Origin of the sequence: Streptomyces panacea (genome assembly GCF_040560175.1) — a bacterium.
Taxonomy (GTDB): Bacteria; Actinomycetota; Actinomycetes; order Streptomycetales; family Streptomycetaceae; genus Streptomyces; species Streptomyces panacea.
On sequence record NZ_JARJHW010000037.1, the window covers coordinates 34,713 to 47,488 of the forward strand.

The window sequence follows — 12,776 nt, forward strand, 5'->3', positions numbered from 1 at the left end:
CGCGCGCCCGAGCCCTCTGCGAGTCCCCTCATGACGTTGCTCTCGTCCGCCCCGGGCGGCGCCCCGGTCCGCCGGCCGGACCCCACGCCGCCGTCCCCCGCCGCTCCCTCGCGCCGCAAACAGGGCGGGGTCGTCCTGGCCGTACCCGCGCTGATCTGGTACCTCGTCTTCATGGTCGGCCCGCTGGTCGCCATCTTCGTCATCGCCGCCCTGCACTGGCCGGGCATGCTCCAGCCGGTGTCGTTCGCCGGTTCCGGCAACGTCCGCGCCGTCCTCGACGACCCGGTCTTCTGGGACGCGGTGGGCAACACCGCCGTACAGCTCGTCGTCGCGCTGCCCGTGATGATCGTGGGCGCGTACATGCTCGGGTACTACGTCGCGCAGAGGCCGCCGGGCCACCGCGCCCTGCGGTACCTGCTCTTCATCCCCGGTCTGATCTCCACCCCGGCCAAGGCGATGGTCTTCTACGCGATCCTCTCGCCGGACGGGCTGCTCAACGGCGGTCTGGACAAGGTCGGTCTGGGTTCGCTGACGGACGCCTGGCTCGCCTCGCCGTCCACCGCCCTGTACTGCCTGATCGTCCTCGACGTGTGGAGCGGCATCGGCTTCACGGCCGTGCTGTTCGCGGCCCGGCTGGGCAGCGTGCCGGATGAGATCGGGGAGGCCGCCCAGCTGGACGGCGCCGGGCACTGGCGCGCCATGTGGCGCATCCACTTCCCCGTCATCCGGGACTTCGTCGGTGTCGTGACGATGCTTCAGTTCCTGTGGACCCTGTTCGGCTCCGCGCAGAACGTGCTGCTGCTGACCCAGGGCGGTCCGGGAAGTTCGTCGACAACGTTGTCCTTCCTCGTGTACCAGAAGGCGTTCATCGCGGCCGATCTGGGCTACAGCCAGACCGTCGGTGTGGTCCTGTTCCTGGTCGGTCTGGCCGGGCTGCTGACCATCCGTCGCGTCTTCCGCCAGAACTACTGATCGGAGCGGTTCCATGAAGTTCGGAAGGTCCTGGCTGCCGGCCCATATCCTCGCCTGGCTGTACGCGGCACTGCTGGTGGTCCCGCTCTACTACCTGCTGGTCTCGGCGTTCAAGACGAACGACCAGATCTTCGGGAGCCCGTTCTCCCTGCCGGCCTCGCTGTCCTGGCACAACTTCGGGGAGGCGTTCTCCTCCGCGGACCTGGGCACGGCCATCGTCAACTCGGTGCTGGTCACGGTGCTCGCGCTGGTTCTCACCCTGGCGCTCGCCATTCCGGCGGCCTTCGCCATCGCGCGCAGCGAGGGGCGCCTCGGCGCGTTCGTGGAACGGGTGTTCTCGCTGGGTTTCCTGGTCCCGACGTTCGCCGCGCTGTTTCCCACGTTCCTGCTCGCCGCCGCGACCGGGCTGTTCCACACCCGGATGTTCATGGTGCTGTTCCTGCCGGCCACGGCGATGCCGCTCTCGGTCGTGATCCTGGTGCAGTTCATGCGGACGATCCCGCACGAGATGGAGGAGGCGGCACGCCTGGACGGCGCGTCCACCTTCGCCGTCCTGCGGCACATCTACACGCCGATGTGCATGCCGGGGATCGCGACGATCCTCCTGCTGAACTTCCTGACCTTCTGGAACGAGTACCTCTACTCGCTCGTCATCGTCGGCCCCGACCCCGAGCAGCGCACCGTGCAGGTGGCCCTGCCCACCCTGAAGTCCCTGACCGGCACCGACTACGGCATTCTGACCGCGGGCACGGTTCTGACGCTGGTCCCGGTCTGGGTGGTGTACACCGTGCTCCAGAAGCGGATGCAGCAGGCTCTCGTCAGCGGGGCGGTGAAGATGTGAAGGTACGTTTCGAGGAGCGTCCCGAGGAGGCGGGGAGCGGCGCGGGCACGTCGCCGGGGTCACGGACCCCGGCCGCGAGCCCGGACCGGATCCCGGACGGCGCTCCCGGCGGGCGCCGGACCCGGGCGGGATCCGGGGGAGCCGCCCGGCCCACGATCAAGGCCGTGGCCGCCGCGGCCGGGGTCTCCACCGCCGCGGTCTCCCAGGCCGTCAACGGCACCGGCCGGATCTCGGAGGCCACCCGGCGCCGGGTCCTGGACGCGGCCGCCGAACTGGGCTGGTCGCCGAGCGCGTCGGCGTCGGCCCTGCGCCGGGCGCGCACCCGTACGATCGCGCTCGTCGTGCGGCGGCCCACGGATGTGCTCGGCGCGGACCCGCACTTCAGTGAGCTGATCACCGGTCTGGAGGGTGAACTGGCCCCCCGGGGCTACGGTCTGCTCCTCCATCTGGTCGCCGATATGGCCCAGGAGAGCGCGCTGTACGAACGGCTGGCCTCGGAGGGCCGGATCGACGGTGCGGTGCTGACCGACGCGCGGGCGGACGACCCCCGCCCGCGGCTGCTGCGGGGCCTCGGGCTGCCCGCCGTCCTGCTGGGCGCCCCGGACCCGGCGTCGCCGGTGCCCGGCGTCGGCCTCGGGCAGCAGGACGCGGGTGTCCGGGAGGCCGTCGCGCATCTGCTGGAGCTCGGCCACCGGCGTCTCGCGTACATCGCGGGCCCGTCCGACCTGGTGCACACCGGGCTGCGCCGGGCCGCGTTCGAGGACGCCCTCGCCGGTGCGGGGCTGCGGCCCGTCGCCGTCCGGCACACCGACTTCACCGAGCGGGCGGCCGTCGCCGTCACCGAGGAACTGCTCGCCCTGACCGACCGGCCGACCGCGCTGGTGTTCTCCAACGATTCCATGGCCGTCTGCGGTATCGGTACGGCCCAGCGCGGCGGGCTCCGGGTGCCCGCGGACGTGTCGGTGGTGGGGTACGACAACCTGCCGCTCGGCCGTTGGCTGCACCCCCGGCTCACCACCGTGGACCAGCAGGTGCAGCGGGTCGGCGCGGCCGCAGCCCGTGCGCTGCTCGTCCGGTGCGGCGAGGACGTACTCCCACCGGTCCTCGACGGACGCCCGCGCCTGGTCGTACGGGAGTCCACCGGTCCCGTACCGTCCGCGCCCTGACGCATGGGCCCGCTTCTCCGTACCGCACGCGGCCCGCCGGGGCACGGCCCCGCCCTGCCGCGCGGCTCACCCGGCCCGGCCCGAACGGCCCCACGCCGGCCGCACCGGCCCCACCCCCGCACTTCGAAGAGGTCAGAGAAAGACCATGCGACGCCACAGCGCCCAGCTCACCCATGACTCCGCCGTCCTCCCCTGGCTCGGCGCCAACTTCTGGTCCCGCACCGGTGGTCCGCTGATGTGGCGGAACTACGAGCCGAAGACGGTCCGCGAGGAGTTGGCCGTCCTGCGGGACCACGGGCTGAACATGACCCGGTCCTTCTTCTACTGGCCGGACTTCCACCCGGAGCCGGGGCGGATCGACGAGGAACTGTGCGACCGCTTCCGTGACTTCCTGGACGCCCACACCGAGGCGGGGATGGGGACCGTTCCCACCTTCATCGTCGGCCACATGTCGGGCGAGAACTGGGATCCCGCCTGGCGCGGGGACCGTGATCTGTACGAGGACGTGTGGCTCGTCGGGCGGCAGGCGTGGTTCGTCTCCCAGATGACCCGCCGTTTCAAGGACCATCCCGCGGTGACCGGGTGGCTGATCACCAACGAGATGCCGGGCTACGGCCGTATCTACCAGGTCGACCCGCCCTCCAGCGATGTCGTCACCGCCTGGGCGCAGTTCATGTGCGACGCGGTGCGGGCGGCGGGCGGCACCCAGCCCGTGTCGCTCGGGGACGGCGCGTGGGGCATCGAGGTGACGGGCCGCGACAACGGTTTCTCGCTGCGGGACACCGCCGAGTACGTGGACTTCGTGGGGCCGCACGTCTACCGCTCGGACACCGACCGGGCGCGCCAGCACTACCGTGCCGCGTTCGAGTGCGAACTCGCGGCCGTCACCGGCCAGCCGGTCGTGCTGGAGGAGTTCGGGCTGTCGACCGACACGGTGTCGGCGGCGAACGCGGGTGTGTTCTACCGGCAGACCCTCCACAATTCGCTGCTCGGCGGGGCCACGGGCTGGATCGCCTGGAACAACACGGACTACGACGAGCTGTGGGAGCAGTCGCCGTACGACCACCACCCCTTCGAGATGCACTTCGGGATCACCGACCACACCGGCCGACCGAAGGAGCCGCTGCGGGAGCTGGCCGATTTCGCCGAGGTGCTGAAGCGGGTCGACTTCGCCCGCTGCCGCCGGACGGACGCCGACACCGCCCTGGTCGTACCCGCCTTCCTGGAGCGCGGCTACCCCTACAGCCGGCCCGCCGACCGGCCGCTGATCTTCACTTCGCTGCACCAGGGGTACGTGGCCGCGCGCGGCGCGGACCTGCCCGTGGCGTTGGCACGGGAGGCGGACGGGCTGCCGGAGGACGCGGCGCTGTATCTGCTGCCCTCGACACGGCAGTTGACCACCCGTACCCGGCGGGTGCTGGAGCGGCGGGCCCGTGCGGGCGCCACCGTCTACCTGTCGTTCTGCTCGGGCGAGCACCCGGCGACCCGCGGTCCGTGGTTCCACGACCTGGACGGCCTGTTCGGTGTGGAGCTCCAGCTCTCCTACGGGGTGGCGGAGCCGATCGAGGACGACGTCCTGGAGATGACGTTCGCCGAGGACTTCGGCTCGATAGCCGCGGGCGAGACGCTGGTCTTCCCGGTCGCAGGCAACGAGGACAGCCGCGCCTACCTGCCCGTCGTACCGGCCGGTGCGCGAGTCGTCGCCACCGACGCGCACGGCCGCCCGGCGCTGCTGTGCCACGAGACGGGCGAGGGCCGTACGGTCCTGGCCACCTACCCGCTGGAGCACATGGCCGCCCGCACGGCCCGCGCGAACCCGGAGCAGACGCACCGGCTTTACGCGGCGCTCGCCGAACTCGCCGGGGCCGCACGGCCGGTGACGGTCGACACGCCGTACGTCGCCGCCGACACCCTGGTCCGTGAGGACGGCATCCGCTACGTGTGGCTGGTGAGCCAGTCGGGCGAGGAGCTGACTGTCCGCCCGTCGGCGGACGGGGAGTTGCGCGAGCCGGGCGGCGGCGAGCCGGTGCGGGACGTGGTGATCCCCCCGTACGGGGTGCGCGTCCTCGAACTGCGCTGACCCGAACCGCGCCGACCGGCCGGACTGCGCCGATGCGCCGCGTTCGCGCCGGGCCCGAGGCCACGGCCACGTGTCGACGGGCCCGGCGCGAACCGGTCTGCCCACCAGGTGTGTTGCCGTACCGGCGCACCCACCCCTCCTGTCACGTGAAAGTGAGACGTCCGATGTCCGAGCCGATCTTCCGAGATCCCACGGCGCCCGTCGCCGGCCGGGTGCGTGACCTGCTGGCGCGGATGACGCTCACCGAGAAGGTGGGCCAGGTCAACCAGCGGATGTACGGGTGGGACGCGTACGAACGCACCTCCTCGGGCCACCGGCTGACCGAGGCGTTCCGGACGGAAGTGGCCGCGTACGACGGGATGGGCGCGCTCTACGGGTTGCAGCGCGCCGACCCCTGGTCGGGCGTCACGGCGGCCACGGGCATCGGCGCGGCGGACGGTGCCCGGGTCTCCGACGACGTGCAGCGGCACGTCGTGGAGAGCACCCGTCTCGGCATTCCCGTCCTGCTGGTCGAGGAGATGCCGCACGGCCTCCAGGCGCTGGACGGCACGCTGCTGCCGGTCAATCTGGCGGTCGGCGCCACCTGGAACCCGGAGCTGTACGAGGAGGCCGTCGCCCTCGCCGCCGCGCAACTGCGCTCACGCGGCGGTCATGTGGCGCTGGTGTCCGCGCTCGACCTGGTGCGGGATCCGCGCTGGGGCCGCGCGGAGGAGTGCTTCGGCGAGGATCCGTACCTGGCGGCACGGTTCACCGAAGCGCTGGTACGCGGCGTCCAGGGTCCGCCGGGTGAGCGCATCGGGCCGGACCGGGCCGCTGTCGTGCTCAAGCATTTCGCCGGGCAGGGTGCCACGGTCGGGGGCCGTAACAGTGCGGCCACCGAGCTGGGCGCCCGCGAGCTGCACGAGATCCACCTGGAGGCCGCTCTGGCGGGGGTCCGTGCCGGGGCGGCGGGGGTGATGGCGGCGTACAACGAGTTCGACGGCGTCCCGTGCGCCGCGAATCGGGAGCTGCTGACCGGGATCCTGCGTGAACGGTGGGGGTTCACCGGTCTGGTGATGGCCGACGGACTCGCGCTCGACCGCCTGGTGCGGCTGGCCGGGGACCCGGTGGCGGCCGGTGCGACGGCCTTGGAGGCGGGGACCGACCTGAGCCTGTGGGACGGCTGCTTCCCTCTGCTGGAGCAGGCCGTACGGCGCGGGCTGGTCGACGAGCGCACCCTGGACGCGGCGGTCGGGCGGGTCCTCGCGCTGAAGTTCCGACTCGGCCTCTTCGAGCACCCGTACACCGGGGAGCGCGCGCCGGCTCCGGGGCCGGAGCAGCTGAGCGAACGCATCGCCCGGGAATCCGTCACCCTGCTCGCGCACGACGGCGTGACCCTCCCGCTGACCGGCGGCGTCCGGCGGGTCGCGGTCATCGGCCCGAACGCCGACTCCGTACCGCAGCAGATCGGCGACTACACCGCGCCCCAGCGGCCCGGCACGGGCATCAGCGTCCTCGACGGGGTCAGGGCCGCGGCTCCGGACGGTGTGGCGGTCGTTCATGCCCGGGGCTGCGATCTCGTGGGCGGCGACTTGTCGGCCCTGCCCGGGGCGGTCGCTCTGGCCGCGGGCGCCGATGTGGCGGTGGTGGTGCTCGGCGGTTCGAGCGCGCGGGAGTCCGGGACGCGCTTCGACGCCAACGGGGCGGCGGTCGTCTCATCGGGCAACCCCGTGGAGATGACCTGCGGGGAGGGCGTGGACCTGGCCGAACTCGGGCTTCCCGAAGGGCAGTCGGCGCTGCTCGACGCGGTCGCCGCGACGGGGACCCCCGTCGTCGTGGTGCTGGTCCAGGGACGTCCGCACGCCCTGCCGGATCTCTCGGACCGGGCCGGGGCGGTGCTGAGCGCCTGGTATCCCGGCCCGTGGGGCGGGCGCGCGGTGGCTGACGTGTTGTTCGGCGCGGCGGAACCCGTGGGCCGGCTGCCCGTCTCGGTCCCCCGGTCGGCGGCGCAGTTGCCCGTGTACTACAACGGCAAGGACCACGGCTACCGCGGCTATGTCGACCAGCCCGCCACCGCACGTCATGCGTTCGGCCACGGGCTGGGCTACACGACGGTCGAGTACGGCGAACCCCGGCTGTCCCGCGCGTCCGTCACAGCGGCGGAGTTCGCCGACGGCTCGTCCGACGGGACAGCGGAGCCGCTGGTGTGCACGGTCGAGGTCCGCAACACGGGCGACCGGTCCACACGGGAGACGGTGCAACTGTACGTACGCCGGGTGGTCGGCGGCACCTCATGGCCTCGCGTGCGGGAACTGCGCGGCTTCGCCCGGGTCGTACTCAAGCCCGGGGAGGCTGCCGAGGTCTGCTTCCGGGTGGGGGCGCGGACCCTGGAGTCCGTCACTCGCGGGTGGGAACGTGCGGTGGAGCCGGGCGAGTTCGCGATCGAGACGGGCCCGTCCTCGGACCGGACCCGCGGCGCCCGGCTCCTCGTGACCGTACCGGCGACCGGCGGGTAGCGGTAGTTGGCGGCCTGTCAGCGCCCGGCAACCGCCGGGCGCTTCGTCGTGCCGCGCGAAGGAGACGGCTGGACAGGGCAACGCCGGGGCTGACGGGGTCGAAGATGACGAATCGCGGTGGACCTCGCCCTCGAAGAGGTCACCGACGGCATCTGGGGCGAGAACCCGGCGTCGCAACCGCAGCCGCAGCCGAGAACGCAACGCGTTCCACGTCGCGCACGTTGGGCTCCGTCCGCGAAGACGCCGAAGCCCTCGGGTTCACCGGCCCCACGCCGGACTTCGCACAACCCTCGCGGCCCGTCGGGAGTCAGAGACGGTGCGATGAGGTGAGGGCCGTCGCGCAATCGGGCCAAGGGAAATGACATACGATGCGCGTGGCCTTATAAAGATCAAATAAGAGGATGTACACGTCATGACAGCCCCTGCTCCGTATCGTTCTCTTCGTGGCATATCAGCCGTTGCCGCCCTGCTCGCGATCGGGGCTGTGGGATGCTCGGACGTCTCCGATGCCATCGACAGCGCCAAGGACACCACTAAGAAGGTGGCTCGCCAGCGCTCGGTGTTCTCGCTGGACACCGGCGACTGCTACAACCCGACCGGCAAGGCCGAGGGGATGGCGTACACCGTCGAGATCGTGCCCTGCGACGAGGCTCACGAGGGCCAGGTCGTCGGTGAGTTCGCGATCGACGAGGGCAAGGAGTACCCGGGCGACGACGGGGTCTCGACGATCGCGGACAGCCGCTGCCCGGTCGAGGCGCAGAAGTACGCCCCGGACACCTGGGCTCTCCCGGCGGGTGTCGCCCTCTTCTACTACACCCCGACCAAGGAGAGCTGGGCGACGGGTGACCGCGCGGTGAGCTGCACCTACACCGCGGAGAAGGGTCCGTTCAGCGGCTCGCTGGACACCGCGAAGTCCCTCAAGCCCGAGCAGAACACCTACCTCAAGGGTTCGAACGCGGTCTACGAGGCCCTGTGGGCACACCAGCCCGAGAAGGAGACCGTCGAGGACGACCTCGACAGCTACAAGGCGCAGGCCAAGGCGGTCGCGGCCGCCCTCGACGCGCACGTCGAGGGCCTGGACGGCATCGAGGGCACCGAGGTCGGCACCCTCCGGGCGACCCTGGCGAAGGCGGCGGGGAACTGGAAGAAGGCCGCGAACGCCGCCGACGCCGACGCGTTCTACCTCACCTACGACCCGGCGTTCACCGACATCGACCCGAACAAGTCGGTCGCCGCCCGCAAGGAACTGGGCCTGGCCACCACCGTTCCGGCCGACGAGGCCGAGGTCTGGGCGGGCTGACGCTCCGTCGGGTGAGCGGGGCCGGGGCCGTCAAGGCCCCGGCCCCGTCTCCCGGGGCCCGGCCGCGCGAACCCCCGAACAGCGCGCGAGCGTTCAGCCGAGTCGCGCCGTCAGTGACGCCGTTCCGGGGCGGGCGGTCAGCAGCGTGCCCTCGGCCGGGGGCCCGGGGAGCTGTACATGCCAGGTGCCCGTGGCGCCCTCGGCCCGTACGGTCAGGACGTCGCCGTCGCGACGGGTGTGGAAGACCGCCGCGGTCGAGCCGTCGGGGGCGGGGATCCGCGTGGTCACGTCTTCCCCGTCCGCCGGCGCGTGGACCCGCAGCGTGACTCCGTCCGCCCAGTCGTAGACCGCGCCGTCGGTGCCCTCCCCGAAGGGGACGACGGAGCCCGGCCGGGCGAACAGGGGCAGGCTGTCGAAGCCGTACGTCTCGCGGCGCCAGACCGGGCCGCGCACCCGTTCGCCGGTGAGGACGTGGGTCCAGACGCCTTCGGGCAGGTAGTACTCCACCGTGCCGTCCTCGCTGAACACCGGCGCCACCAGCAGATCGCCCCCCAGCATGTACTGCCGGTCCAGGGTGTGGCACGACGGGTCCTCGGGGAATTCCAGCACCATCGCGCGCATCACCGGTGTGCCGTGCCCGGCCGCCTGCCGGGCCGCCTCGTAGAGATAGGGCATCAGCCGGTGCTTGAGCAGGGTGAAGTCGCGGGTGACCGCGACGGCTTCCTCGTCGTAGTCCCAGGGCACCCGGTAGGACTTGCTGCCGTGCAGTCTGCTGTGCGAGGAGAGCAGGCCGAATTGCGCCCACCGCTTGAAGACGGCCGGTGTCGGCGTCCCCTCGAAGCCCCCGATGTCGTGGCTCCAGAAGCCGAACCCGGACAGCCCGAGGGACAGGCCCCCGCGCAGCGACTCGGCCATCGCGCTGAACGTGGACTCGCAGTCGCCGCCCCAGTGCACGGGGAACTGCTGTCCGCCGGCGGTGGCGGAGCGGGCGAAGAGGACGGCCTCGTTCTCGCCGCGTTCCTCGGTGAGCACCTGGAAGACGGTCTCGTTGTAGAGCTGGGTGTAGTAGTTGTGCATCAGCTCCGGGTCCGAGCCGTCGTGCCAGACCACATCGGTCGGCACGCGCTCGCCGAAGTCCGTCTTGAAGCAGTCCACGCCCTGCCGGGTGAGAGCGCGCAGTTTCTCGGCGTACCAGTCCCTGGCGCCGGGGTGGGTGAAGTCCACCAGTCCCATGCCGGCCTGCCACAGGTCCCACTGCCAGACGTCGCCGTCGGTCTTGCGCAGCAGGAATCCGCGCTCGCGCGCCTCCTCGAACAGCGGGGACTTCTGCGCGATGTACGGATTGATCCACACCGAGACCCGCAGGCCCCGCTCCTTCAGCCGGCGCAGCATCCCCTCCGGGTCGGGGAACACCTCGGGGTCCCAGGTGAAGTCGCACCACTGGTACTGACGCATCCAGAAGCAGTCGAAGTGGAACACCCCGAGGGGGATGTCGCGTTCGGCCATGCCGCTGACGAACCGGTTCACCGTCTCCTCGTCGTAGGAGGTGGTGAAGGACGTCGACAGCCAGAGCCCCAGGGACCAGGCGGGGGGCAGCGCGGGGCGGCCGGTGAGCGCGGTGTAGCGGTCGAGGATCTCCTTGGGCGTCGGCCCGTGGATGATGAAGTACTCGACCGACTGGCCACGGACGCTGAACTGCACCTGGCCGACGGACTCGGAGCCGATCTCGTAGCTGACCAGGCCGGGGTGGTTGACGAAGACGCCGTAGCCGCGGTTGGTCAGATGGAAGGGGACGTTCTTGTACGCCTGCTCGCTGGCGGTGCCGCCGTCGGCCTGCCAGATGTCGACCGTCTGGCCGTTCTTGACGAACGGCGTGAAGCGCTCTCCGAGCCCGTAGACCAGTTCGCCCACGTCCAGGGCGAGTTGGCCCACCGAGTGGTGCTGTCCGTCGGCGGTGGTGGCGAAGCCCGTGCCACGTCTGCCCACCGAGGTCAGCGGCCGGCCGTCGGCGTGGAAGTCGAGTCGCCACGGCGCTTCGGTGTCCACCCGCAGGGACAACGCGCCGCTGGTCAGTTCCACCGTCGAGTCGTCCCGGGTGATCCTGGGGGTGTGCTCGGTGCCGGGGTGGAGTGTGAAGTGGGGGCCGCGGTCGACACCGCCGGTGTGGTGGCTGGATCGGACGCCGATCACGCCTTCGGCGGGTGACCAGCATTCGACGGTCAGCAGGGGGCTGTTGAGGGTGTGGCCCCTTGTCTCGACGTGCCGGACGGGGGCGTAGAGGGTGAGGCGGTCGTCCTCCACGCGGGTCTCGGCGACCTCGGTGGCGTACGAGGCGTTGACGCCGTCGCGCATGAGCCAGTAGCCGTCGGTGAACTTCATCGGGGGTGCGGCTCCTGACCGGTGGTGCGGGCGTGGTCGTGGTCACTGGCGCGTTCGTGGTCGCCGGCGCGGTCGCGGTGGGCGGCGATCAGGTCCCGGTACCAGCGGTAGCTGTCCTTCGGGACGCGTTCCAGGGTGTCGTAGTCGACCCGGACGATGCCGAAGCGTTTGCTGTAGCCGCGGGCCCACTCGAAGTTGTCCAGCAGCGACCAGACGTAGTAGCCGCGTACGTCCACGCCCTGGTCCATGGCGTCGGCGAGCGCCGCGAGGTGGTCGCGCAGATAGGCCACGCGGTCGGTGTCGTGGACCTGGCCGTCGGCGTCGACCCGGTCGTCCTCGGACGAGCCGTTCTCGGTGATCAGCAGCGGTGGCAGGGCGGGGTAGCGGCGCCGCAGTCCGACCAGCAGATCGGTGAAGGCGTGCGGTACCACGGGCCAGCCCATCGTGGTGCGGCGGACGTCCTGGCGCCAGGACTCCTCGGCGCGGATGTCCACGGCGCTGCGGGTGGCCGGGTCCGGGTCCCGGTGGGGAACCGCGGAGATGGTGATCGGCCGGTAGTAGTTGATGCCGATGAAGTCCAACGGGGCCCCGATGAGGGCGAGATCACCGTCGCGCCGGTACGTCCCGTCCGCCAGTTCGCCCCACGTCCGCGCCTCGTGCGCGGGGTAGCGGCCCGCCAGCAGGGGTTCCAGCCAGACGTCGTTGTGCATCGTCTCCGCGCGCCGCACCGCCGCCAGGTCGGCCTCGCTGTCCGTGGCGGGCAGCAGGACGTCGGGGTTGAGCGTGATGCCGACGTCGGTGGCGCCCGTCTCGCGCAGGGCGCGGACGGCGAGCCCGTGGCCCACCAGCAGGTGGTGCGCGGCGGCGAGCGCGCCGCGGCCCTCCCGGGCGCCGGGGGCGTGGCCCCCGGAGCCGTAGCCGACGAAGGCGCTGCAGTACGGCTCGTTGAGGGTGATCCAGCGGTCCACGCGGTCGCCGAGCCGCTCGGCGGCGATCCGGGTGTAGTCGGCGAAGCGTTCCGCGGTGTCCCGGACCCGCCAGCCGCCCCGGTCCTCAAGGGCCTGCGGGAGGTCCCAGTGGTAGAGGGTCGCGGCGGGAGAGACACCGGCCGCGAGCAGTTCGTCCACCAGCCGGTCGTAGAAGTCGAGCCCTTCGGGGTTGCCGGGGCCGGCGCCGTCCGGCTGGACGCGGGGCCAGGAGATCGAGAACCGGTAGCTGTCGACGCCCAGGCCGCTGAGCAGGCCGACGTCCTCGCGGTAGCGGTGGTAGTGGTCGCAGGCGATGTCGCCGGTGGCGCCGTCGGCGACCCGGCCGGGCTCACGGCTGTAGGTGTCCCAGATGGAGGGGGTGCGTCCGCCCACATCGTGGGCGCCCTCGATCTGGTAGCTCGCCGTGGCGGCTCCGAAGAGGAAGCCGCTCGGGAATCGGGTGGATACGGAGGTGTCGGGGCCGGCCGGGGCGCTGTGCGTCCGGCGGTCGTCGGTGGAACTCATCAGAGGGAGACGCCTTCTTCTTTCCGGTCGGTGAGGGTGCCGGGTGGGAA

The 12,776-nt window shown here is 71.7% G+C and carries 8 protein-coding genes; 6 read left to right on the plus strand and 2 right to left on the minus strand.

Annotated features, from left to right (window positions below):
* Positions 1-30: 30 nt before the first annotated feature.
* From P3L51_RS12160 to P3L51_RS12185, 6 genes are all read left to right on the plus strand, one after another.
* On the plus strand, positions 31-972 hold the full coding sequence (locus tag P3L51_RS12160) for a carbohydrate ABC transporter permease (protein WP_354605152.1): 942 nt from the start codon (positions 31-33) through the stop codon (positions 970-972).
* Between the two features lie 13 nt (positions 973-985).
* Positions 986-1,813: a carbohydrate ABC transporter permease gene (locus P3L51_RS12165; RefSeq protein WP_354605153.1), complete on the plus strand. Its 828-nt coding sequence runs from the start codon at positions 986-988 to the stop codon at positions 1,811-1,813.
* A gap of 164 nt (positions 1,814-1,977) precedes the next feature.
* The gene (locus tag P3L51_RS12170) at positions 1,978-2,979 is read left to right on the plus strand and encodes a LacI family DNA-binding transcriptional regulator (protein WP_354605160.1); all 1,002 of its coding nucleotides are present in this window, start codon (positions 1,978-1,980) and stop codon (positions 2,977-2,979) included.
* A gap of 145 nt (positions 2,980-3,124) precedes the next feature.
* Positions 3,125-5,059 carry a glycoside hydrolase 5 family protein gene (locus tag P3L51_RS12175; protein WP_354605154.1) on the plus strand — a complete coding sequence of 645 codons (1,935 nt, stop codon included), beginning with the start codon at positions 3,125-3,127 and terminating at the stop codon, positions 5,057-5,059.
* A 164-nt stretch (positions 5,060-5,223) separates the two neighbouring features.
* On the plus strand, positions 5,224-7,554 hold the full coding sequence (locus P3L51_RS12180) for a glycoside hydrolase family 3 N-terminal domain-containing protein (RefSeq protein WP_354605155.1): 2,331 nt from the start codon (positions 5,224-5,226) through the stop codon (positions 7,552-7,554).
* 412 nt (positions 7,555-7,966) lie between these two features.
* Positions 7,967-8,854 carry a septum formation family protein gene (locus tag P3L51_RS12185; protein ID WP_354605156.1) on the plus strand — a complete coding sequence of 296 codons (888 nt, stop codon included), beginning with the start codon at positions 7,967-7,969 and terminating at the stop codon, positions 8,852-8,854.
* Between the two features lie 93 nt (positions 8,855-8,947).
* Here the strand turns inward: P3L51_RS12185 and yicI are convergent, their stop codons facing one another.
* Positions 8,948-11,233, minus strand: a complete 2,286-nt coding sequence (gene yicI / locus P3L51_RS12190; protein ID WP_354605157.1) for an alpha-xylosidase — start codon at positions 11,231-11,233, stop codon at positions 8,948-8,950.
* Positions 11,230-12,726 carry a GH1 family beta-glucosidase gene (locus tag P3L51_RS12195; protein WP_354605158.1) on the minus strand — a complete coding sequence of 499 codons (1,497 nt, stop codon included), beginning with the start codon at positions 12,724-12,726 and terminating at the stop codon, positions 11,230-11,232. Before P3L51_RS12195 ends, yicI begins: the two co-directional genes overlap by 4 nt.
* Positions 12,727-12,776 lie beyond the last annotated feature (50 nt).